Annotated in this window: 18 protein-coding genes, 1 tRNA gene and 1 pseudogene; 12 read left to right on the forward strand and 8 right to left on the reverse strand. The window is 56.6% G+C overall.

Going from position 1 to position 22,347, the window contains the following annotated elements; genetic code table 11:
• Positions 1–286 precede the first annotated feature (286 nt).
• The 5 genes from GSR16_RS01670 to GSR16_RS01690 all read left to right on the forward strand — a co-directional run bounded on the left by GSR16_RS01670 (position 287) and on the right by GSR16_RS01690 (position 5,937).
• A complete protein-coding gene (locus GSR16_RS01670) occupies positions 287–2,782 on the forward strand; it encodes a transporter substrate-binding domain-containing protein (RefSeq protein WP_159874856.1) in 2,496 nt (831 codons plus the stop codon).
• A 12-nt stretch (positions 2,783–2,794) separates the two neighbouring features.
• Positions 2,795–3,922, forward strand: coding sequence for a response regulator (locus GSR16_RS01675; protein WP_276608572.1), 1,128 nt, complete (start codon positions 2,795–2,797; stop codon positions 3,920–3,922).
• A gap of 286 nt (positions 3,923–4,208) precedes the next feature.
• Entirely contained in the window at positions 4,209–4,679 is a 471-nt protein-coding gene (gene bfr / locus GSR16_RS01680) for a bacterioferritin (RefSeq protein ID WP_159874858.1), read from the forward strand.
• A 9-nt stretch (positions 4,680–4,688) separates the two neighbouring features.
• Positions 4,689–5,162 carry a bacterioferritin gene (bfr, locus tag GSR16_RS01685; RefSeq protein ID WP_159874859.1) on the forward strand — a complete coding sequence of 158 codons (474 nt, stop codon included), beginning with the start codon at positions 4,689–4,691 and terminating at the stop codon, positions 5,160–5,162.
• Between the two features lie 73 nt (positions 5,163–5,235).
• Positions 5,236–5,937, forward strand: coding sequence for an MFS transporter (locus GSR16_RS01690; RefSeq protein WP_159874860.1), 702 nt, complete (start codon positions 5,236–5,238; stop codon positions 5,935–5,937).
• A 71-nt stretch (positions 5,938–6,008) separates the two neighbouring features.
• Here the strand turns inward: GSR16_RS01690 and acnA are convergent, their stop codons facing one another.
• The 4 genes from acnA to GSR16_RS01710 form a co-directional block, all read right to left on the reverse strand.
• On the reverse strand, positions 6,009–8,702 hold the full coding sequence (gene acnA / locus GSR16_RS01695; protein ID WP_159874861.1) for an aconitate hydratase AcnA: 2,694 nt from the start codon (positions 8,700–8,702) through the stop codon (positions 6,009–6,011).
• 117 nt (positions 8,703–8,819) lie between these two features.
• Complete coding sequence (fumC, locus tag GSR16_RS01700; protein ID WP_159874862.1) at positions 8,820–10,205, reverse strand: class II fumarate hydratase; 1,386 nt, start codon at positions 10,203–10,205, stop codon at positions 8,820–8,822.
• 196 nt (positions 10,206–10,401) lie between these two features.
• Entirely contained in the window at positions 10,402–10,602 is a 201-nt protein-coding gene (locus tag GSR16_RS01705) for a hypothetical protein (RefSeq protein WP_159874863.1), read from the reverse strand.
• A 143-nt stretch (positions 10,603–10,745) separates the two neighbouring features.
• Complete coding sequence (locus GSR16_RS01710; RefSeq protein WP_159874864.1) at positions 10,746–11,402, reverse strand: BON domain-containing protein; 657 nt, start codon at positions 11,400–11,402, stop codon at positions 10,746–10,748.
• A gap of 196 nt (positions 11,403–11,598) precedes the next feature.
• Between GSR16_RS01710 and GSR16_RS01715 the strand changes: the two genes are divergently transcribed.
• Positions 11,599–12,312 (forward strand): Crp/Fnr family transcriptional regulator, encoded by a 714-nt coding sequence (locus GSR16_RS01715; protein ID WP_159874865.1) that lies wholly within the window; start codon positions 11,599–11,601, stop codon positions 12,310–12,312.
• Positions 12,313–12,374: 62 nt separating this feature from the next.
• On the opposite strand, the gene GSR16_RS01720 is transcribed toward GSR16_RS01715, so the two are convergent.
• The gene (locus tag GSR16_RS01720; protein WP_159874866.1) at positions 12,375–12,767 is read right to left on the reverse strand and encodes a hypothetical protein; all 393 of its coding nucleotides are present in this window, start codon (positions 12,765–12,767) and stop codon (positions 12,375–12,377) included.
• A gap of 349 nt (positions 12,768–13,116) precedes the next feature.
• Here GSR16_RS01720 and GSR16_RS01725 point away from each other — a divergent pair, with 349 nt between their 5' ends.
• The 4 genes from GSR16_RS01725 to GSR16_RS01740 all read left to right on the forward strand — a co-directional run bounded on the left by GSR16_RS01725 (position 13,117) and on the right by GSR16_RS01740 (position 19,016).
• The gene (locus GSR16_RS01725) at positions 13,117–13,812 is read left to right on the forward strand and encodes a Crp/Fnr family transcriptional regulator (protein ID WP_159874867.1); all 696 of its coding nucleotides are present in this window, start codon (positions 13,117–13,119) and stop codon (positions 13,810–13,812) included.
• A gap of 197 nt (positions 13,813–14,009) precedes the next feature.
• Positions 14,010–16,553, forward strand: a complete 2,544-nt coding sequence (locus GSR16_RS01730; RefSeq protein WP_205677476.1) for a chemotaxis protein CheB — start codon at positions 14,010–14,012, stop codon at positions 16,551–16,553.
• A 131-nt stretch (positions 16,554–16,684) separates the two neighbouring features.
• On the forward strand, positions 16,685–18,457 hold the full coding sequence (locus GSR16_RS01735; RefSeq protein ID WP_159874868.1) for a putative bifunctional diguanylate cyclase/phosphodiesterase: 1,773 nt from the start codon (positions 16,685–16,687) through the stop codon (positions 18,455–18,457).
• Between the two features lie 241 nt (positions 18,458–18,698).
• Positions 18,699–19,016, forward strand: a complete 318-nt coding sequence (locus GSR16_RS01740; protein WP_159874869.1) for a hypothetical protein — start codon at positions 18,699–18,701, stop codon at positions 19,014–19,016.
• Positions 19,017–19,413: 397 nt separating this feature from the next.
• Here the strand turns inward: GSR16_RS01740 and GSR16_RS01745 are convergent, their stop codons facing one another.
• Together GSR16_RS01745 and GSR16_RS21420 are read right to left on the reverse strand one after the other, a co-directional pair.
• Positions 19,414–19,971, reverse strand: a complete 558-nt coding sequence (locus tag GSR16_RS01745; protein WP_205677477.1) for a helix-turn-helix domain-containing protein — start codon at positions 19,969–19,971, stop codon at positions 19,414–19,416.
• A pseudogene (locus tag GSR16_RS21420) lies at positions 19,972–20,196 on the reverse strand (AraC family ligand binding domain-containing protein); the annotation flags it as partial.
• 101 nt (positions 20,197–20,297) lie between these two features.
• On the opposite strand from GSR16_RS21420, the gene GSR16_RS01750 reads away from it, so the two are divergent.
• Positions 20,298–21,056, forward strand: coding sequence for an alpha/beta fold hydrolase (locus GSR16_RS01750; protein WP_159874871.1), 759 nt, complete (start codon positions 20,298–20,300; stop codon positions 21,054–21,056).
• Positions 21,057–21,378: 322 nt separating this feature from the next.
• Here the strand turns inward: GSR16_RS01750 and GSR16_RS01755 are convergent.
• Positions 21,379–21,455: transfer RNA gene (locus GSR16_RS01755), tRNA-Arg, on the reverse strand.
• Between the two features lie 158 nt (positions 21,456–21,613).
• Between GSR16_RS01755 and GSR16_RS01760 the strand changes: the two genes are divergently transcribed.
• Entirely contained in the window at positions 21,614–22,336 is a 723-nt protein-coding gene (locus tag GSR16_RS01760; RefSeq protein ID WP_240902577.1) for a c-type cytochrome, read from the forward strand.
• Positions 22,337–22,347: the final 11 nt, after the last annotated feature.

Genomic DNA, 22,347 nt, shown 5'->3' on the forward strand with positions numbered 1-22,347 from the left:
TCTTGAAGTTGCTCCCGAGCCTGACGCCTCCCACGGCAGTACCGACCCCATCTCGCTGTCAAAATGCAACTGTCTAAAAGTCATACTTAGTGTTTTTGGGAAATTTCACCAATACTCTCCAGAAGATGTTTGCTAGAAAAATACTAGCGTCCACGTATCTTTTGCAGGAAGGCCAGATTGCCTCTATCTGGTCTTCCCGATCGCAGAGCCCCGGGCTTTATGGGCACTACACACGGATGAATAAAAACAGACGGGGGCATTCCAACCCCTAGGCAGCGGGAAATTCATGCACTTATTTTTACGCGGGTTTATCGTGTGGTGTTGTCTGCTCGCCATTCCTGCCATGGCCGCTGCAGTGCTTGCGCCGCAGTCATTGTCATTGCAGGCCCAGCCACTGAATATTCCTGGCAACCTGAGCCTGACTGTGGAAGATGAGCAATGGCTGCAGTCGCGGCCAAGCTTGCGACTGGGTGTTGCCAGGGATTTGCCGCCCCTGGATATCAGCAGCCCGAGTGGCACATTTCAGGGTGTCAGTGCCGATGTTTTCGGCTATCTCACCCGCACACTCAAGCTGAAGCCGCAGGTGCTCCACTACGCCAGCCGTCAGCAAGCTCTGGAGGCGCTTGCCCGCGGGGAAATTGACCTGGTCAGTGCAGTTACGCCCTTCGAGTTGCAGCTTCACAAAATGCACCTGAGCAAACCTTATCTGCGCGATATGCCGATCATGGTGGGGTATGAGGAACCTAACCCGCACAAGGTACGCATTGGCATGCGGCCGCTATACCATTCCCCAACGCTTGTGCGGGAGATTTATCCCGAAGCGGACCTGGCCTATTTCGACTCGGTAGCCAAAGGATTGGCCGCACTGCAGGCACACCAGATCGACCTGTTCATGGGTGATGCCACCGGTGTCAACTATGAAGCCAACCAGAACCTGGTGGATGACTTGCGCATCATCCGGCGTGCACGCTGGGACAGCAATTGGTCGTTTGCCATGCCGGAGGGCCAAGGCCGGCTGCAAAGCGTGGTGGACAAGGTGTTGGGGCAATTGGGCGAGCAGCAACAGCAGCAGTTGATCCAGCGCTGGAGCGGTGGGGCCATGTTCTTGCAGCCTTACGCGTTTCCCATCGCCTTCACCGCAGAAGAGCGGGAGTGGCTGAAACAACATCCGGTCTTGCGGGTGGCCGCCAGTCATACGCTGGCACCGATTTCGTTTTTTGATGATCAGGGCGTATGGCGCGGGGCGACAGCCGAACTGCTGGATCTGATTGCGCCGCGTATCGGAGTGCGTCTGGAAGTAAAGAAATCCCATTCGCTGGAGAATACCCTGGAGTTGATGCTGCATAACCAGGCTGACCTGGCGATTGTGTCCGTCCATGGTAGTGGCAGCCGCAATAACTTGTTGCTGTCCGAGCCGGTAACGCCGCTTTCATACAATCTGGTGGTCCGGGTAAATACCGATGCACCCAGAGATGTATCTGACCTGCGCAACAAGGTTATCGCAGTAAGCCGAGGGCTGATTGCCAGCATGGATTGGGAGAAGGTTCTGCCGGGTGCCGTTTTCAAGGAAGTGAACAATCCGGTTTCTGCTTTTGACATGGTGGAAAATGGTAAGGCAGACATGGCGCTGGTGGCCACCATGAACAGCCGCTACTACCTGCCCTTGTTGTTCAATGGAAAATTGCGAGAGGTAAACATCACCGGTCTGCCCACCAATGTCTTGTCACTGGCCATGCAGACGGACGAGGTCATTCTGCGTTCCATCATCAACAAGGCCCTGTTCAGCATCGGCCCGGAAAATCTGGATAACCTGTTCAACGAACGCTGGCGTACCAATGTTGGTGCCAGCAATCAGAGCTGGTATGACTACAGCCTGGGACTGATTTATCTGGTCATCGCCGTGGCCAGTATTCTGCTGCTGGTTTCACTGGTATGGAATAACCGTTTACGCAAGCAGATTGCCAAGCGGCAGACTGCGGAAAAGGCCCTGAACGACCAGCTCAACTTCATGACCACGCTGATTGATGTCACACCCTATCCCGTTTATGTGCTGGACCGGAAAGGCCAGTTGCTAAGCTGTAACGAACACTATCTGCAAGCGCTGGCCCTGACGCGGGAAGAGGCCATGAGCCATCGCGACAATATTGGCGGCCTTATCGATATTGACGACAAGACCCGCACCACGCTGGCACAGGATTATCAACTAGCGATCGAGTACGGAGTGCCGATCCAGCGTGACCGGGAGGTAATGCTTAACAGGCAGCATGTGTCGGCCTTTCACTGGATACAACCATTCCGGGATACCGAAGGGGTGATCCGTGGTGTCATCTGCGGCTGGATAGACATCAGCGAGCGTCGCCAGCTGATTGAAGAACTGCAAGCCGCCAAAGAGCAGGCAGACAAGGCCAGCCAGGCCAAAACCACCTTTCTTGCCACCATGAGCCATGAAATCCGTACGCCGATGAGCGCCGTGATCGGCATGCTGGAACTGGCCCTGCGTCAGGCCGACCATGGCGTGGTAGATCAGCCCTCGCTGCAGGTGGCTTATGATTCGGCGCAGGGCTTGCTGGGGCTGATCGGCGATATTCTGGACATTGTCCGCATCGAGTCCGGACACCTGAGCCTGAATCCCGAACCATGCAATCTGCTGGAGCAGGCCAACTCGGTGGTGCGTATCTTTGATGGTCTGGCACGGCAAAAGCAGCTGGGCCTGTTTCTGGATGTCGATCCGGCTACGCCGGTTCAGTGGCAGGTCATGCTCGATCCACTGCGCTTCAAGTAGATTCTGTCCAATCTGCTCAGCAATGCCATCAAATTTACCTCCCAGGGCAGCGTGACGGTACGAGTCCGCCAGAGCGTGCTGCCGGATCAGCAGCTGCTGGTGCAGATCCGGGTTACTGATACCGGTATCGGTATTTCCGAGGAGGATCAGCAGCGTCTGTTCCTGCCCTTCGGCCAGGCGCGCGGTGTGGCGCGCGATGTCCACAGCGGTACCGGGCTGGGACTGGTCATCAGCCGTACGCTGTGCGAAATGATGCAAGGATCGCTTGCGCTTAGCAGCCGACCCTATGATGGAACCCGGCTGGACATCGAATTGCGCTTGCCGGTATCCGATCACCCCTATGTCGAACCGGTCGCTCCGGATGCCGGAGTCGCCCAATCGCAGGCCGACAAGCTCAGGCTGCGTATCCTGGTGGTGGACGACAATGCCGCAAACCGTCTGCTGCTATCCCAGCAGCTGCGCTACCTTGGGCATCAGACCGCGGTCGCACCGCATGGCAGGGAAGGGCTGATGATGTGGCAACAGGGTAGCTTCGACGTGATATTCACCGACTGCAACATGCCAGAGATGAACGGCTACCAGCTGGCGCAGGCAATTCGCCAGCAAGAGGAACAGGAACAGCGTTCGCCTGTTTTGTTGCTTGGCTTTACTGCCAATGCCCTGCCTGACGAAAAGGAACGCTGCCGCGCTGCCGGCATGGACGACTGCCTGTTCAAGCCCATCAGCCTCTCCGGTCTGCGTGCCTGTCTGCAGCAGCATATGCTCGGGCGCGACAATAAAGTGGCTGGGGAAGGCAGCATCAGCTATAGCCTGGATGAATTGTCCTTTATGGAGGACGAGCAGCTGCAGCAGCTGCTGGAGCACCTGCTGCAGGGCCTGCGCGATGATATGGAGTCATTGCAGTCCCTGGTATTGCTGGGCAATGCCGCCGGTGTTGCGCGTGTGGCGCATCAGATAAAGGGTGCGGCCCGCATTATCAACGCCGGCCAGCTTATAAACAGTTGCCAGGCACTGGAGGATTATTGCCGTCAGCATGAGGACATCAGCGAGCAGCACCCGCTGGTTCAGGCACTTTGCATGGCAGTTTCCGAGCTGCAGACCGCGTTGATTCGCCTGATGGGCAGTCCACGGTTATCCTGAGCGGCTGCGCATGGCGGATGCCTGCGTGGTAAAACCCTGCGAAAATGGCTTACTTTCCAGTATTTTCCGGCTAGGCTGACAGGGTAAAACCACCCGGCAAATATCGGTAAATACTGGCATGCAAAATTGATCATGTAGCGGCCATGCACAGCGCGCTGTCATCGCCGCTACAATTCATCTTGACGCATCAAGGCCGGGAAGAGGCCAGCCGACCGGGCTGTGATGCCGGACCCACCCCTGCCACTTCGCGGTGCTGTCATATACAACTATTGGAAGGATTGTTCACATGCAAGGCAAACAAGACATTATTGATCTGCTCAATACCCTGCTGGCAGGGGAGTTGACTGCCGTCGATCAGTACCTGCTGCATGGAGAGATGTATGCCGACATGGGCTTGCAGAAGCTGGCTGAGAAAGCACTGCACGAATCCGCCCACGAGCGCGAACATGCCCAGGCCATCATCCAGCGTATTCTCTTTCTGGAAGGCAAGCCGGATCTGAGCAAGCGTGAAGCCCTGCAAATCGGCAGTACTGTGCCAGAAATGCTCAAGTCCGACCTGGCGGTGGAGTACAAGGTAACGCGCGAACTGAAAAAAGCCATTGCCCAGTGCGAGCAGGCCGAAGACTATGTCAGCCGAGAAATGCTGGTGGTCCAGCTGGATGATACCGAAATGGATCATGCCTATTTCCTGGAAAAACAGCTGCGACTGATCGAACTGACCGGCCTCCCCAACTACCTGCAAAGCCAGATGGCGTAAGGAATATCCATGAAAGCAGACAAAACCGTCATCAAACTGCTCAACCATGTGCTGCGTAACGAGTTGACCGCCATCAACCAGTATTTCCTGCATGCGCGCATGTTCCGTAACTGGGGCTTGGAGCGGCTCAACGACTATCAGTACAAGCAGTCGATCCGGGTGATGAAAGAAGCCGACGAGCTGATAGAACGCATCCTGTTTCTGGAAGGGCTACCCAATCTGCAGGACCTGGGCAAGCTGCACATCGGTGAAACCGTGGAAGAATGCCTGCGCAGTGATTTACGCTACGAAGAAGAAGTACAGCGCCCGCAACTGGTGGATGGCATTGCCCATTGTGAACAGAAGCAGGATTACGTCAGCCGCGAACTGCTACAGGAACTGCTGGAACACTGCGAAGAAACCATAGACTGGCTAGAGACTCAGCTTAGCCTGATCAAGGATGTCAGCCTGGCCAACTATCTGCAAAGCCAGATTCAGTCCTGATACGGCGCACGAATGCGCTGACAGGGTTTTGTTGCACATATCAGGGCTTGCGTCCAATCGGTAGAATAACCGCATGAGCAAGCCCCTCCCTCCTTCCCAAGTATCAAACCATCCACTGGCAGGCCTGCAGCCAGTCCTTCTGCGTCAACTTTCGATTACCCACCCATGGTGGTTTGTATGCCTGGGCACTGGAGAGGGACGGCCATGCAGTCAAGGTGCATGTCAGTGGGCAGCTCATGTTGATCTGCAGCAATTGCGCCACCGTCGACTACTGGGCTATGCCGGAACAAGGGCCTGCTTCTATGGCTGCATTTTTGCCTACATCACCGGCTATGGCATCTCGCCACCGTTGTATGGCCTACTATTCGGCATAGCGATGATCGACATCATGCTGACCAATCAAATCAACGCGCGATTGCTCAGTCGGATTGGCAGCGACCGGCTGATGTTGCAAGGAGCCATGGTGGCCGCCGTAGCCGTAGTCGTGCTGACCATTGATGCGAAAACCGGCCGGGGAGCATTGCCTGGCCTGGTTATTCCGCTTTTTCTGATCATTTCTTCAACAGGCTTTATTGTGGCCAATGCGATTGCCGGTGCACTGGGTATTTATCCTGAGCAGGCTGGTACTGTGTCCGTACTGACTGGCGCTAGCCAGTATGGTGCTGGAACCATTGGATCGGCGCTGGTGGGCATCTGTGCTGATCAAACACATGGCCAATGGGAGCCATCATCGCGACTTGCACAATCGTTAGCATGCAGTGCGCCCGCTCTGTGACCAGACTGGTCGTTATCAATAGCACCGCCGGTAAGGCGGATGCACTCCTGCGCGCTTGGATCTGCGCGGCTTCATGCATTCAGCAATTGATGCAGTACATAAGGCAATACCCCGCCATGCAGGCAGTAGTCGACTTCGGTCGGCGTATCAACACGTAATTGCAAGCTACAGACCCGGTGGCGACCATCAGGGTAGTCGATATGCAGTTGCACCGGCTGTGCAGGGGTCAACTGATCCTCCAGCCCTTCAAGCGTGAATAATTCACGGCCAGTCAGACCGAGGGAGCTGATGCTGTCGTCTTCCCGAAATTGCAGTGGCAAGACGCCCATGCCAACCAGATTGGCGCGGTGAATGCGTTCGAAGCTTTCGGCAATGACAGCACGTACTCCCAGCAGGGCGGTGCCTTTGGCTGCCCAGTCACGGCTTGATCCGCTGCCGTATTCCTTGCCGGCAATCACCAGCAGTGGCACGCCTTCTGTCTGATAGCGTTGGGCCACGTCGTAAATGAAACCTTGTATGCCATCAGGCTGATGCAGGGTATAGCCACCGGTGATCGGCCTGCCGTCGGCATCTGGCGGTAACATCAGGTTGAGAATCCGGATATTGGCAAAGGTGCCGCGCACCATAACTTCGTGGTTACCCCGACGCGATCCGTAGCTGTTGAACAAGCGGGGCGTGATACCCAGTTGTTGCAGATAGCCTCCCGCACAGGAGTCGGGAGCAATGCTGCCGGCCGGGCTGATGTGATCGGTGGTGACTGAGTCGCCCAGCAGCGCCAGGGCTCTGGCTTGCCGTATCGGTGGCAAGGGTGGAAGGCGGTGTAGCGTGACATCATCCAGAAATGGAGGGCGGACAATATAACTGGAGCGTGGCCAGTTATATGTCTGCTGTGTCTCAAGCGGCAGGTCCTGCCATAAGGGGTCATCCGCTATCTGGTACAGGCGTGGGTAGCTGGTCGGATTTTCCGCCGCGTGAACGGCCCGGTCTATTTCCTGCGGACTTGGCCACAGCATGGACAGATAGACTGCATTGCCCTGTTTATCCTGACCGAGTGGCTCACGAGTCAGATCTATGTCTATCCGCCCGGCCAGCGCAAAGGCCACGACCAGCGGTGGGCTCATCAGGAAGTTGGCGCGTAGTGCCGGATGAATGCGCGCTTCAAAATTGCGATTGCCGGACAGGACGGAAGCGCAGATGAGATCACCCTCGGCAATTTGTTGCTCCAAGGCCAGATCCAGCGGTCCCGAATTGCCAATGCAGGTGGTGCAGCCATAGGCGACCAGGCGAAAGCCAAGCTGTGCCAGTGGCTCCAGCAGCCCTGCACCTTCCAGGTAGTCGCGCACCACTTGCGAACCGGGGGCCAGCGAGGTTTTGATATGAGATGGCACCGCCAGTCCCAATGCCACCGCCTTCCGGGCCAGCAAACCCGCAGTCAGCATGCTGCCCGGATGCGAAGTGTTGGTACAGGAGGTAATGGCGGCAATCACGATGTCGCCATGAGTCAGCTGCTTGTCTGCCGCCGATCCGGCTGGCCGGACCGGGGCTGCAGCGCCCTTGCCGAAGCCGCCACGCTCGGTGGGTGCGGACAGGGTGGTGATGAAACTTTGCTTCAACGCGTCCAGTGGAATGCGATCCTGCGGCCGGCGCGGGCCGGCCACGCAGGGCTTGATGTCTGCCAGGTTTACATTGATGACGCGACTGTAGTCGATCTCTCCCAGTCGTGGCATGCCAAACATTTTCTGTGCCTGGAAATAGGCCTGAAACGCGGCAACCTGTTCGCTGCCGCGGCCTGTGGCCGTCAGGTAGGCCACCGTCTGGTGGTCGGGAGGAAAATAAGCCACGGTGGCACCGTATTCCGGAGCCATGTTGGCAATGGTGGCGCGGTCCGGAACGGTGAGCCGGGCGGCCCCGTTGCCAAAGAATTCGACAAAATCCCCCACCACATCTGACTTGCGCAGCAATTCGGTCAGGGTGAGGACAACATCGGTGGCGGTAACTCCCGTGGACAAGTGCCCGTGCAGGTGTACGCCAAGCACATCCGGCTGTAGCAGGAACACCGGTAAACCCAGCATGGCTGATTCCGCCTCGATGCCGCCCACTCCCCAGCCCAGCACACCCAGGCCATTGATCATGGTGGTATGCGAATCGGTCCCGACCAGGGTGTCGGGACAGTAGATTTTGCCTTGTCGGGTCAGGCCGGGTGCCAGGTACTCCAGATTGACCTGGTGGACAATGCCCTGCCCCGGCGGGGTGACGTGCAGATTGGCAAAAGCGTGCTGGCCCCATTTGATGAAACGGTAGCGCTCGGCATTGCGTTCGTATTCCAGTTGCAGATTGCGCTGCAAGGCATCGGGCTCACGGAAAAAATCCACCTGCACCGAGTGATCCACTACCAGATGCACCGGAGTTTTCGGTGTGATCAGCGCCGGGTCCCGGCCCAGACGAATGGTGGCATCGCGCATGGCGGCCAGATCGCATAGCAGGGGCACACCGGTGAAGTCCTGCAGCAGAATGCGCGCCACCACAAAGGGAATTTCCGTCTCGCGTGGTGCTTGTGGCTGCCAGCTGGCGAGCTGGCGCAAATGGGCCTCGCTGACATATTGGCCACCCACATGCCGCAGCAGAGACTCCAGCATGATGCGCAAGGAAACCGGTAGTCTGGAGATGGCACCGAAGCCCTGCTGTTCCAGCAAGGGCAGTGCGTAATACAAACCAATCTGCCCGTTGCCAAAGGAGAATTCACGTAAATAACTGGCGCTGCGCATGGTGTGGCCTCCTGCAGATGGGGCTTGCCGTTCCGAACATGGAAAACAATCTTGGCAACGGCAGTGCGGATGTACTGTGCGCAAGCGCACATTCGGCACGATAGTGTTACCAAGCACTTACACCATATTGCCAGGCTGCACCCAGCTATCGAATTGGGCCTCACTGATGCTGGCCAGTTCCAGCGCTGCCTGCTTCAGCGTACAGCCGGTCTGTTGTGCGTGGCGGGCAATACGGGCCGCCTGGTCATAGCCGATGTGAGGGCTGAGGGCGGTGACCAGCATCAGTGAGCGCTCCAGCAACTGGGCGATGCGTTCGCGGTCGGGCTGCATGCCGGCAATGCAGTGTTCACCCAGGCTGTCCATGCCATCACTCAACAGACGCAGGCTTTGCAGAAAATTGTAGGCAATCAGTGGCTTGAAGACATTGAGTTCAAAATTTCCCGAAGCGGCACCGATAGACAGCGCCACATCGTTGCCCATCACCTGGCAGCACAGCATGGTGACAGCCTCGCACTGGGTGGGGTTTACCTTGCCCGGCATGATGGAGCTGCCGGCTTCATTGGCCGGCAGGATCAGCTCCCCCAGCCCGCAGCGCGGGCCGGAAGCCAGCCAGCGGATATCGTTGGCGATTTTCATCAGCGTCGTGGCCAACATTTTCATCGCACCATGCGTCATCACCATGGCATCGTGTCCAGCCAGTGCGGCAAACTTGTTGTCTGCGCTGCAAAGTGGCAGGCCGGTTTGCGCTGCCAGGATGGCAGCCACCCGGTCGCCAAACTGAGGATGTGTGTTCAGACCGGTTCCTACCGCAGTCCCGCCGATTGCCAGTTGGCACAATGCGGGCAGGCTGCCCTGCAAGGCTTGTTCGGCATGGTGTAACTGGGCGACCCAGCCTGATATCTCCTGGCCCAGCGTCAGGGGGGTGGCATCTTGCAGGTGGGTACGGCCAATTTTGATCACCCCGGCAAAGGCCTGCGATTTGGCAAGCAGCTGTTGTTGCAGCCTGCCCAGTGCCGGCAGCAGTTGGTGGCGGATGCCTTGGGCCGCGGCCAGATGCATGGCGGTGGGGAAGACATCGTTGGAGGACTGCCCCATATTGATTTCATCATGTGGGTGCAATAGCGCCTGCTGGCCAGGATGGCCACCAAGCAAAACGCTTGCCCGGTTGGCCAGCACTTCATTCATGTTCATATGGCTTTGCGTGCCCGAGCCGGTTTGCCAGACTGACAGCGGAAACTGCCGCTCATGCTGGCCAGCGGCTATTTCATCACAGGCCTGCACAATGGCCTCTCCCTTGGTGGCATCCAGCAAGCCCAGTTCCATATTTGCCTGGGCCGCCGCCCGCTTGACGCTGGCTAGCGCGTGGATCAGTGCTAGCGGCATCGGCTCGTTTGAAATGGCGAAATGTTGCAGTGCACGCTGGGTCTCGGCTCCCCACAGTGCATCGTCCGCTACGGCGATGCTGCCAAAACTGTCGCTTTCCATGCGTTGGGACGTGATCATCAAGCGGACTCCATCCGGGTTGGTTGACGGCAGGTGTGCTCACCATGCCCGTTCATCATGCAAAATGCCCATCAACTCGAAGCGAATTGACAGGCAACACATCAACGCCAGGCTGCTGCCGCAAGGCAGTCCAGGGTGTTTCGGGGGGAAGGCCCTGCCGTAAAGGTAGGCTTGCCCGCTGGTACGCTGCGGCTATTCAGGACTTGGCTTGGTCCGTGGTCTTGTCCTGCATGTTTCCGGGCGCTTTGCCTGCTGAGTCCCTGGCGGCATCCTTGCCGGATTCAACGGTGTTGCCCTTCTGGCTGAAGACCGGGCCGGTGCTGGTGATGCCGGCATTTGCCTTGCCGTTGCTGTCTTCCGGTTTTGCGGTGTCATGCTTTTCAGTGATTGCAGTCATTGCGTTTACCTCTGGTCTTGCTGATTGCGTCGGGTGGATTCACTCGACATCAATCACACGATGCGCGCTGCTCCCCGCCGCGTCTGTGCGTTAACCGGCATAGTGCAATTTAATTTCCGAGGGTGGACTGGCGGCCAGCCTGTTCAGGCGATGACGGAAATCTTGTCGATGACATCGCGCACGCCGGGCATGCCGGCAGCAGCATGGTTGGCCAAGGCGCGCTCGGACCAGCTATGGACGCTGCCGGAGAGAATCACGTCCGGGCCATCAATGTTGACGGTAATGCTGTTGATGTCGCTTATGGCCCGGCGTTTGAGTGCCGCTTCCACTTCTTCCTTGATGGCGTGGCTGACCAGCTTGCTGCGCAGCGTGATCTGGTTGCTGATACCGGTAACACCAGAGAGATGGCGTAGCAGACTGATGGCCGTCTTGCGCTGGAAGTCCCACTCGACATCGCCTGTCAAGGTGATCCAGCCGTGCTCGACCATGACTTTGATATTGTGGTCTTTGAGCACGGGTATCATTTGCAAGGCGTTGGCTGCTGCGGCCGAAATCTCACTATCACCACGCTGTTCCTGCCAGGGCAGGGCCACTGTTAATTCGATAGCAAGGGCCTGCACGCCACCGACCCGCAAGGCGGCCCGTTCTGCTGCCCACTTTTGCGTAAAGTCGGCCACCTGCCCGCTGAGAGTGATGACGCCGTCCTTGGCCTGCACGCCGATATGGCTGGCATAGATCTGCGGATCCCATGCCAACTCTGCCATGACATCTGACTGCAGTGTGGTATCGGTTTTTAGCATGATGCGACTCCTTGTAGTCTGGATCGCCATGATCTGTCACCACTGGCACGGCGTCTGTCTGTTGGGACACACAACGATGACCAGACCGCAATGCATACAGGTACACCGCATTTGTTCTCAGTGTACATACACCAGCAAATTTATGGTTTATATTAATAGAGATTGAATCAATTGATTTAATATTGGGAGGAGATACATGGTAGAAGTATGCCCAGCCAATGGTCTGCTCTCAGCCTTGCCGGAGGCAGATTGGTTGCAAATCAGGCCCTTTCTCGAACAGGTGGAATTGCCGCTGGGCAAGACGCTTTACGAGTCAGGACACAAACTCAGCCACGTCTATTTTCCCGTGACGGCCATCGTATCGTTGCTGTACGTCATGGAGAACGGCGACTCTGCCGAGATTGCAGTGGTTGGCAATGAAGGCATTGTCGGCATTGCCCTGTTCATGGGAGGGGAGTCCACCCCAAGCCGGGGAGTAGTCCAAAGTGGTGGCTACGGTTACCGCCTGCCGGCACACGTGATCAAGCAGGAGTTCGAGCGTTCGCTACCGTTCATGCATCTCTTACTGCGTTACACCCAGGCGCTGATTACCCAGATGTCACAGACAGCGGTATGCAACAGGCATCACTCGCTGGATCAGCAGCTATGTCGCTGGCTGTTGCTCAGCCTGGATCGGCTGCAAGGCAGCGAGCTGTGTATGACGCAGGAGCTGATTGCCAACATGCTGGGCGTGCGGCGCGAAGGGGTGACCAATGCAGCATTGAATTTGCAGCGTGAGGGCATCATCAGCTATGCCCGCGGGCACATTCGGGTACTGGACCGTCCGGCACTGGAAGCGCGCACCTGTGAGTGCTATGCCGTGGTGAAAAAGGAGTATCAGCGGCTGTTGCCGCCTTTCCGGGCGAAGTGAACAGGTCCCGGGTCCTTGCGAAGCCCGGAACAGGATGAACCGGGCGGCGTATTGTGAAGCGATTACGGCGTGGTGCCGGCTGCTTTCCTTTTGCTCTCCTCAGTGACAGTCAGGTCGGACAATGCGGTGTGCAAAATGCCGAAGTGCTGCTCTGTCAGCGAGCGCAGGTTTTCATGGTTTTTTGACAGGTCGTTGCACAGCTCGTTGGAGCAGTGCATCAGTTTGCTGGATGCATGACTGGCTATGTGGTTGATCTTGCTGATTGCGTCCCCCGGTGTGGTGGCAGCCATCAGTTCTTTTACCGACAAGGCGCAAGTATCCAGCCCTGCCTGGCCCAATGCCAGGTTGAAATGGACGATTTTTTCAGCGCAATCCAGAGACAGTGCCATGAGCTTGATGCCCAGTCGCAAAATCGGCTGGCTTTGTGCTGACAACTCCTGATGTGCAGTATTCATGTTTGCTCTCCGCGACAAGTCATGTGTAAGGGCCGGAAAGGAAGACTGACCTCCTGCCGGGCCGTTCAAACCGGGTCGTACTTCTATCCGGACGCATCAACCGCAACCGCTAAAGCCGGCTGGCCAGACGGAAAAGTGTCTCCGCCAGCGGCATCTTCCGATAGCCGCCATACTTCCGTATGTGCGTTGGCAAACATAGTCGCTACTCGCCACAGGCCATGTATGCCGTGTTACGTCGCTAAGCGCGTTAACACACAGTCAAGGCTTGCTGTAATGGAGCAGGGTGGCAGTGGCACTCTATATCGGGCTGCCTGATGACTACCGGACTGCCGGGGTGGGGAGTGGATATATGAAGCAGCCGCACAATTGCATTCTGCAGCGTTTGCCGTCAGCCGATCGCCATCAACTGCTGGCGCGATGCGAGCAAACAGCTTTGCCGCTGGCTGCCCGCCTGGACGGCCCCGGACAAGGTGGCCATCAGGTTTACTTCCCCCTGTCCGGGCTGGTGGTGCTGCAGTCAGGCAGCGGCAATCATATTGTTTCGGCCGGCATGCTTGGCAATGAGGGTATGCTGGGGGCTGGCTTGGTGCTGGGGCTGGCCCGGTCGCCCTTGCAGGCCACGGTACTGGAAGCCGGACAGGCCCTGCGAGTTGATTCTCTTGGTTTCTGGCATGCATTGCGGCATAGCCAATCCTTGACACGGCTGAGTCGGCATTATTTTTATTCCACCCATGAACAACTCGCCCTGTCTGCAGCGTGTGCCCATTTTCATGACATCATTCCACGGCTGGCGTGCTGGTTGCTGATGGCTCACGACCGCCTGCAACTTGATGAAATGCATTTCACCCAGCAGGATATGGCCGGCATTCTTGGCGTACGACGCGTCGGCATTACCCGCGCAGCAGGCTGGCTGCAAGGCCAGGGGCTGATTTGCTATCACCGTGGAGCGATCAGCATCCTGGATCGGCCAGGTTTACAACAGACGGCATGCAGCTGTTATGTATTGTTTGCTCGCAATCATGCACTGCTGGTTTGTCACCCCTGAACCGACTTTCCGGCCTGGATGCGGTGGCAGATAGGGCGGTGGTGGTCAAACTGCTTGGGCCGGCAGATGGACCATTCTGATGTTGCAGTGCAGTAAATTCTTGTAGTCAGCGCAATAGCATGTAGGGTACAAGTCACAGTCTGGCATCATCTTGTCCGGGACTGTCTGGCGTGCAGAGCACTGCACAGAAAAGCGTGATGAAAAATACTCCTCCTGATATGCACAAACATGCGGAATCAGCACGCTCGGACCATGCCGGTTTGCCGTCAGCCATTGTTGGCATTGGTTGCTCTGCCGGTGGGCTGGAAGCGCTGGAGGCATTTGTGGCGGGCATTACACCAGGCCTTGGCGTGTCGCTGGTGATTGTTCAGCATCTGGCACCCGACTTCGCCAGTATCCTGCCGGAATTGCTGGCCAGCCATACCCGGCTGGCTGTGCATGAGGCCCGGCACGGTACGCCGATTCTGCCCGATTGTATTTATGTGATTCCACCCAACAAGACTTTAAGCTTTGATCGTGGCTGCCTGTATCTTTCCACACCTCCGGCGGGGCTGCGCTTACCCGTCGATCACCTGTTTCACACGCTGGCCCATGGGCTGGGAAAGCGTAGCATCGGTGTCATCCTGTCCGGCATGGGGGAGGATGGCATGCTGGGTGTGCAGGAAATGAAGGCCTGTGGGGGGCGTACGTATGCGCAGGACCCGCTGACCGCACGTGCGGACAGTATGCCGCGCAGTGCAATAGAACGTGGTGTGATCGATTTCATTGCCAGCCCGGAACGCCTGGCAAGACTTGTGCTTGAGCAATGTACACAGCAGGAGGATGAGCGCCAGTCAGCAGCGCTGGCCGAGCCTGCCCAGCAAGAGGCCATGCGGGAAATCATTGCCTTGCTGCAACAACATACGGGCAATGACTTTTCGCATTACAAGCCCAATACCCTGAATCGCCGCATCGAGCGGCGCATGGCGCTGCTGCGACTGGACAGCATGCAAGCCTATGCCGAACATTTCCGCAGCAATCTGCAAGAGCGCGACTGGTTGCTCAAGGAATTGCTGATTGGCGTCACCCGGTTTTTCCGCGACACCGCCATGTGGGACTACTTGCGTGACATTGCCATGCCGGCGCTGTTTGCACAGTATCCGGCAGGCAAGGCATTACGCGCCTGGGTGCCTGCCTGCTCCAGTGGAGAGGAGGCCTATTCACTGGCCATCCTGTTTCGTGAGTCGCTGCTGTTGCATCAGCCCGCCGGGCAATTCAGCCTGAAAATCTATGCCACGGATCTGGATGGCGACGCCATCCAGCATGCACGGCGTGGCGTCTACTCGTGCAGCATTGCACCAGAAGTGGGGGAGGCGCGGCTGAAGCAGTATTTTGTGTACGAGGAAGATCAGTTCCGGGTGAGCAAGGATATCCGCGACATGGTGGTATTTGCCACACAGAACATCATTTCGGATCCGCCGTTTACCCGGCTGGACATCCTGTCATGTCGCAATCTGATGATTTATCTGGACTCCGTATTACAGGAAAAACTGCTTCCCCTGTTTCATTACGCACTCTGTAGCGGTGGAATTCTGGTGCTGGGCAGTGCGGAAACCATCGGCCGGTTTTCTACCCTGTTTGTACCGCTCGACAAGAAAAACCGTATCTTTTCCCGTGGAAACGAAGCGAGCAGCAGTCGCGCCCTGGAAATAGCACTGCGAACAGAGACGCGCTTGTTGCCGCAGATTGAAGAAACAATGCCAGATTACCGAAAAAGCCTTGAGTACCAGACTGATCAACTCATTCAGCAAAATTATGCGCCAGCAGGGGTATTGATAAATAACGACGGGGATATTCTCTATATCAGCGGCCGGGTGGGGAAATATCTGGAGCCGGCAGCCGGCAAGGTCAATGTGAACATCCATGCCATGGCACGCGAAGGTTTGGCTAGTGCACTGCATTCGGCGATCCAGCAAGTGCTGTCCGGAGAGGAAAGGGTGCAACTGCATGATTTGCAGGTCGATGTCTTTGGAACGCCACAGCGCTTTCATCTAACCGTTCAGCACATTCGGCAGCCTGCGGAGCTGCAGGGCCGACTGCTGGTGGTGTTTACCGAGGCACCACCACCCAAGGCCCGATCACGGCGCCGCATTCCTGCCAGCGAGCGTGAGCTGATGCTGGAGGATGAACTGGAACAAACCCGCAAGCTGCTGCGCTCGATGCAGGAAGACATGCAGATTGCCCTGGAAGAAATGAATTCCGGCAATGAAGAGCTGCAGGCTACCAACGAGGAACTGACGACTTCGCGCGAAGAGCTGCAATCGTTGAACGAAGAGCTGCAAACCATCAACGTCGAACTGCAGGCCAAGCTGGATGACCTGACCTGGGAACGCAATGACATGAACAACCTGCTGAACAGCACGGAGATTGCCACCGTATTCCTGGATGGTGACATGCGCTTGCGGCGTTTTACCCGCCATGCCACCACCCTGTTCAAGCTCATTCCCGGCGATATCGGCCGACCTTTGTCCGACATCCGCAGCGAACTGGAATATCCTCAGCTGCTTAACGATGCGACCAAGGTGTTGCAAACCCTTGTCTTTGAAGAAAAACGCGTACATAGCCACAACGGAAGGTGGTACCGCGTACGCATCATGCCTTACAGACGGCTGGACAACGTTATTGACGGTATCGTGATCACTTTCATCGACACGACGGAGATTGCCAGCCTGGAAGCGCGGCTGCAACAGCATATGGAGTAAGGCTGATGGTCAAGTCCCATGCAAGACGAAATGCTGCTAGCTTGCGCCAGCGTGCCGAGCAAAGGCTCAAAGCCATGCCGGTGCATTTGCCAGGGATGCCTGACCCACACCGTATGCTCCATGAGCTGCAAGTGCATCAGATTGAACTGGAAATGCAAAATGAAGAACTGAAGCTTTCCAATGAAGCACTGCGGCTGGCTTCCTGCGTTTTCAGTCACAGCCACGAAGGCATTGTCATTACCGATGGCGCCATGCGCATTGTCGACATCAATCCCGCATTTACAACGATTACCGGTTTTTCTGCGCAGGACAGCATTGGCCAGACGCCGGCCATGCTGGTGTGCAAAGGAGAAGACGGCCTGCAACTCAGGGTTGTGCTGCGTGCACTGTACCGCTATGGCAGCTGGTGCGGGGAGTTGAATTGCCTGAGGCGCGATGGGACCTCTTATCCAGTACGCCTGTTTCTGGCCTTGTTGCGTGGGCCAGCAGGTGCAGGGCGGGTGGAACGGCACTATATCGGCTTTTTTTCCGATATCAGTCAGATACGGTTGCACGAAGACGAACTGAATCGTATGGCCAACTACGATTTGCTCACCAGCCTGCCTAACCGACGATTGCTGACCGAGTGGCTGAATCTGGCCATCCATCGGGCGCAACGCACCGGCAAGCGCCTGGCCGTGTGTTATCTGGATCTGGATGGCTTCAAGGCGGTCAACGACAATCTCGGACACGAGGCCGGAGACCAATTGTTAGTGGATATAGCCGACCGTTTGCGGCTGGCCCTGCGCGTCAACGATATCATCGCCCGGCTTGGCGGCGATGAGTTCGTGTTGCTGCTGACCGATCTGGCCGATGACGAGGAGTACCGGCTGGTGCTGGATCGCGTCCTGGAAACCGTGGCCACACCACTGCTGCTCGCAGGCAGTCTGGTCCAGGTTTCGGCCAGCATCGGCGTCACGGTTTATCCGCATGATGGCGCTGACACTGACACCCTGTTGCGCCATGCCGATCAAGCCATGTATCTGGCCAAACAGTCCGGTAAAAACCGATACCATTATTACGACCTGGCCCAGGACAAGCTGATGCGTGAATACCACGATCAGCTATCGCGGCTGACCAATGCGCTGGAGCAAGGAGAACTGCTGCTGGTGTATCAGCCCAAGGTCGATCTGCGCGATGGCAAGGTGATCGGACTGGAGGCCTTGTTGCGTTGGCAGCATCCCGAGCTGGGTTTGCTGCTGCCGGAAAGTTTCCTGAAAGTGCTGGAAGGCAGCATGACCGAGCTGGGGCTGGGCAACTGGGTGGCCAACCAGGTATTGCAGCAAATGGAAAGCTGGCGGCAACAAGGCTGGGTGCTGGATGTCAGCATCAACATCAGCGCCAGCCAGTTGCAGCAGCCGGATTTTGCCGACAACTTGCTGCAGCAGCTGGCGCAGTTTCCACAACTGTTACCGGCACAGCTCGGGCTGGAGTTGTTGGAGACTGCGGCCCTGGAGAACATCGTTCAGTCGATTCAGACACTGTTGATCTGTCGCGCGCATGGCATCAATTTTGCACTGGATGATTTTGGAACCGGCTACTCCTCACTAGCCTACTTCCGCAATCTGCCCGTCGACATGCTCAAGATCGACCAGAGTTTTGTCAGCAACATGCTCAATAGCCCGGAAGATCGCAATATCGTCGACAGCATCATACGACTGGCCCGCGCCTTCAACCGCGAAGTCATCGCCGAAGGCGTAGAAAGCCTGGCACATGGTGCCATGCTGTTGCAGCTGGGCTGCCATTACTGCCAGGGCTACGCCATTGCCCGTCCTATGCCGGCAGCATCCATCATTGCTTGGATGCAACGCTGGGAGCACGAGCGGGCATGGGAACACCTGCCCTCACTCGCCTCTACCTCATAACTGTCCGGCCAGGAATTCCGCCAGCCGCTATGTATGCTGCTGCACCGACGACAGATACAGCCTGAGGGATGATGTGTCATGGGCTTGGTATGGACATACAGCGTCATTTGTCATGATTTTTCTTTGCTGTTTTGGCGAAGCAAGGGTCATCCCGAGTACCTGCCTTGCTCCCGTTGCCGACGCCTTGCCTGCATCGGAATGCCTGCAAAGCGGGATTGTTGACAGAAAGAATGGTGTCATCATGACTGAAAAGGAAATTCTGGCACGAATCGTGAGCATGAACGGCAACCGCGACGGTGCCATTCTTGCTGGGTTCTGGTTACTGATGGGGTCTCGTCATGATATCCGTCTGTTTACCCTTGGCGACCTGCGCATGCTGTCCGGAGATAGCCGCTCCTTGTTTCATGCCATTAACCAAGCCTACAGCAGCCAACGTTTTACTGCATTGAGCCCGGCAATGGCAACCAGACTGATGAGTATTCTGGTCGATTATGAGCATGAACACGCCAGAAAAAAACCGTTTGTGGACGCAACTGTTTCTGGGCTGGATGCAGGGTAATGCATCGGCATCCGGCAGTGCTTCATCCACGGCTTGCGGGTAGATCAAGCTTGCTGTCGGTTGTTTTTTCGCTGCTGTCTACTCTGAGTGATGCGGCCTATCAACTAGCATAATTGCGTAACTAGGGCATGGATATGAGTATCATCGTTCCCCCCAGTCTGAAGGTGTCACAACCCGTCTGGCGATTCACGCGCTGTGCAGCAGGCTGACATGGATAGTTGAATCGCTCCGCTTTTTTAGATGGCATCCCCACCCGCAGGAACAGTCGCCGTGACCCAGCTTAGCCATCATCTGTTTCGGCCGAACTGCGGCAGACCTGGTTAGTGCATGACCTAATGGTTGGTTGCCACCACCTGTCCGCGCGGTGGAGAGTCCCGGCCCGTTTGTTTTTGCACTATCAGTTGGCCTGTATTCTGACGTAAGCCTGTGGGCTCATCCCCAGTGTTTTACGAAACAGGGCAGTGAACGCCGAGGGGCTACCGTAGCCCAGGTCCAGAGCCACCGTTGTGACGCTTTGCCCTGCTTCAAGCCGGGCAATGGCGGCAAGCAAGCATGCCTGTTGCCGCCATTGCATAAAACTGATGCCGGTTTCTTTCCTGAAAAAGCGGGTAAAGGTGCTACGGCTCATGGCCATGCGTTTGGCCATGTTATCGGTATCCATCTGCAGCGTCGGGGCGGCAAGCAATGTCCTGCACAGGTCGGCAAGGTCTTCATTCATTGGCAGCGGTGCATGCAAGGGCAAGACGGTGGCCATTGGGATTTCGGCCAGTAGCAAGTTCATCAGATGATGGCTGCGGCCCACTGTCGGGTACGCAAGGGGCAGATCCACCGCTTGCAGCAATAGCTGGTACAGCAGTGGACTGACAGCACAAACCTGGCAGTGCTCCGCCAATCCAATTTCTTCTGCTGCGTCCGTACTCACGAAGGTATTCAGCATGGTAACCGGGCCCAGCATCTGCATTTCATGTTTGATGCCGGCTGGAACCCAGACGGCCCGCCCTGTCGGGACAAGCCAATGCCCGAAAAGGGTCATCACACTGATACAACCTCGCTTGGCATAAGCCAGTTGCCCCCGCTCGTGACAGTGTGTCGGGTAGCGGCTGCCAGCGGGGAACTGGCGCTCTATCACCACCACATCTCTAGGTATCTGGCCTAAGCGCTCAAGCTCGGTATCTCTCATGCCCCAAACTCTATGTCAATTGACCTGGCAATGAAAGCAGGTCAACCGCTTAATGCCTACCCTGTGTGCTTCACACCATGCACTGCACACAGGGGAAAGCAATGCCAAATTCGTATCATCGCGTGGGGAGCGGTCCACACCACGTCATTGTTCTGCACGGCTGGTTTGGTGATCGCCATTCTTTTGCACCACTGGAAGGCATGCTGAATCAGCAGGCATTCAGCTATCTGTTCATGGACTATCGGGGTTATGGTGATATGCAGTGCAGTACGGGCAGTTTCACTATTGATGAAATTGCCCGTGATGCTCTGGAACTGGCCGACACGCTGCAACTGGATCGCTTCAGCCTGATCGGTCACTCGATGGGTGGAATGGTAATCGAGCGTATAGCCAGCCTGCAGCCGCAGCGGGTGATTTCGATGGTGGGGATTGCCCCTGTTCCCTGCGGCGGAGTAGCTCTGGACGATTTGGCCATCAGTCAGCTGTACGCTGCAGTGGATAGTCTGGAGGGGAGACAAGCCATCATCGACCGCAGTACTGGCCATCGCTTACCCAGAAAGTGGCTGGAATGGAAAGCGGTATACTCCTGGCAGCATTCCATACCACAAGCATTCAAGGCTTATCTTGCTGCGTGGTTGCACACCGATTTCAGCGAAGAAGTCATTGGCAGGACAACTCCTTTCAAATTGATTACCGGTGCACACGACCCGGTGTTCAGCGGTGCACTCATGCAGTCAACCAACATGCAGCGCTACCCAAATGCCATTCATGAGGTGCAGGCCAATGCAGGCCACTATCCGATGAATGAAACACCGCTGTCGCTGCTTATCAGTATGGAAACGTTCTTGCATGAGGCATAAAGCGAGAGGCCGAGCGAACTAGCCAAGTGCCTCGGTCAGAGCTCAGTATCTTAGCCATTTACCTTCGATGAACAGGGGAAGCGTAGCAAGACACATTGCGTTGTTACAGTTGCGCCACGCTTTTCTATCTTGGTGATGTAGCTGGAAGAGCGCTGTGACAGTCAGGCTCACTGAAAAAATACGACGACTTAATTTAAGTCGGTAGGCATATGACTGTGTGGGGGGAGAAGAGCAGTATGTTGAAAAGTTGTCCCGCGAGAGGGGTAGCGGGATATTTTCAGAAAGTACTTACCATGGAGTTGCAGTAAGTCCTTGATATTATTGGCGCACCCGAGTGGGATCGAACCACTGACCTTCAGCTTCGGAAACTGACACTCTATCCAACTGAGCTACGGGTGCGCTGTGCTGTTGCGGTAAAGCAGGGCGGATCATAGCGCAAAGGGCATGTCCGAGTCCAGTGTATGGTTTTTGCCTTGCTTCGCGGCTTACCGTATAATCCCATCCCATCTTAATTGTCATTTTTTTCAGGCGAGGCTCGAATGAGTAATGAGAACGGAATGGCTCCCGGTCAGATCATCAAGGTCCTGGTTGGCGTCGTTGTTGGTCTGGTAGTGGCGATCTGGTTGCTGGCCAAGCTGGCGACCGGTGGTTACAACGTTGATGCCGAAGTCATGACCAAGGAGGCTATTGCTGCTCGTCTGAAACCGGTGGGTGAAGCCAAGGTTAGCGATGCACCTCCGGGAATGCGTACTGGCGAGCAGGTGTTCAAGGCCATCTGTATTTCCTGTCACGGTCAGGGCCTGGCTGGTTCGCCCAAGTTCGGTGATGCCGGCGCCTGGAGTGCACGTATTGCCAAGGGCTGGGACATGCTGACCCAACATGCGCTGCAGGGCTTCAATGCCATGCCGGCCAAGGGCGGTGCGGCTGATCTGACCGACGACGAAGTAAAACGTGCCGTTGCCTATATGGGTAATGCCGGTGGTGCCAAATTCACCGAGCCTCCGGTGGGTGGTGCCGCTGCTGGTGCTGCGGCTGATCCGGCTGTTGTCGGCAAGAAAATCTACGAAAGCGTGTGCGTTGCCTGCCACGGTAGCGGTGCTGCCGGTGCACCGAAGTTTGGCGACAAGGCTGCCTGGGCTGACCGTACCAAGGTTGGTATGGATGAAGTGGTCAAGATTGCCACCAAGGGCCTGAACGCGATGCCGCCCAAGGGTGGTTTCGGTGGTAGCGATGCGGAATTCCGTGCTGCCATCGAATACATGGTTAACAGCTCCAAGTAAGTCTGGACTGT

Origin of the sequence: Aquitalea denitrificans (genome assembly GCF_009856625.1) — a bacterium.
GTDB lineage: Bacteria > Pseudomonadota > Gammaproteobacteria > Burkholderiales > Chromobacteriaceae > Aquitalea > Aquitalea denitrificans.

What these genes read in the sequence shown, in the direction of transcription:
- GSR16_RS01670 (WP_159874856.1), top strand. Translation starts at nt 287, where the DNA reads ATGCACTTATTTTTACGCGGGTTTATCGTGTGGTGTTGTCTGCTCGCC.
- bfr (WP_159874858.1), top strand. Translation starts at nt 4,209, where the DNA reads ATGCAAGGCAAACAAGACATTATTGATCTGCTCAATACCCTGCTGGCA.
- bfr (WP_159874859.1), top strand. Translation starts at nt 4,689, where the DNA reads ATGAAAGCAGACAAAACCGTCATCAAACTGCTCAACCATGTGCTGCGT.
- GSR16_RS01690 (WP_159874860.1), top strand. Translation starts at nt 5,236, where the DNA reads ATGAGCAAGCCCCTCCCTCCTTCCCAAGTATCAAACCATCCACTGGCA.
- acnA (WP_159874861.1), bottom strand. Translation starts at nt 8,702, where the DNA reads ATGCGCAGCGCCAGTTATTTACGTGAATTCTCCTTTGGCAACGGGCAG.
- fumC (WP_159874862.1), bottom strand. Translation starts at nt 10,205, where the DNA reads ATGATCACGTCCCAACGCATGGAAAGCGACAGTTTTGGCAGCATCGCC.
- GSR16_RS01705 (WP_159874863.1), bottom strand. Translation starts at nt 10,602, where the DNA reads ATGACTGCAATCACTGAAAAGCATGACACCGCAAAACCGGAAGACAGC.
- GSR16_RS01710 (WP_159874864.1), bottom strand. Translation starts at nt 11,402, where the DNA reads ATGCTAAAAACCGATACCACACTGCAGTCAGATGTCATGGCAGAGTTG.
- GSR16_RS01715 (WP_159874865.1), top strand. Translation starts at nt 11,599, where the DNA reads ATGGTAGAAGTATGCCCAGCCAATGGTCTGCTCTCAGCCTTGCCGGAG.
- GSR16_RS01720 (WP_159874866.1), bottom strand. Translation starts at nt 12,767, where the DNA reads ATGAATACTGCACATCAGGAGTTGTCAGCACAAAGCCAGCCGATTTTG.
- GSR16_RS01725 (WP_159874867.1), top strand. Translation starts at nt 13,117, where the DNA reads ATGAAGCAGCCGCACAATTGCATTCTGCAGCGTTTGCCGTCAGCCGAT.
- GSR16_RS01730 (WP_205677476.1), top strand. Translation starts at nt 14,010, where the DNA reads ATGAAAAATACTCCTCCTGATATGCACAAACATGCGGAATCAGCACGC.
- GSR16_RS01740 (WP_159874869.1), top strand. Translation starts at nt 18,699, where the DNA reads ATGACTGAAAAGGAAATTCTGGCACGAATCGTGAGCATGAACGGCAAC.
- GSR16_RS01745 (WP_205677477.1), bottom strand. Translation starts at nt 19,971, where the DNA reads ATGCTGGGCCCGGTTACCATGCTGAATACCTTCGTGAGTACGGACGCA.
- GSR16_RS01750 (WP_159874871.1), top strand. Translation starts at nt 20,298, where the DNA reads ATGCCAAATTCGTATCATCGCGTGGGGAGCGGTCCACACCACGTCATT.
- GSR16_RS01760 (WP_240902577.1), top strand. Translation starts at nt 21,614, where the DNA reads ATGGCTCCCGGTCAGATCATCAAGGTCCTGGTTGGCGTCGTTGTTGGT.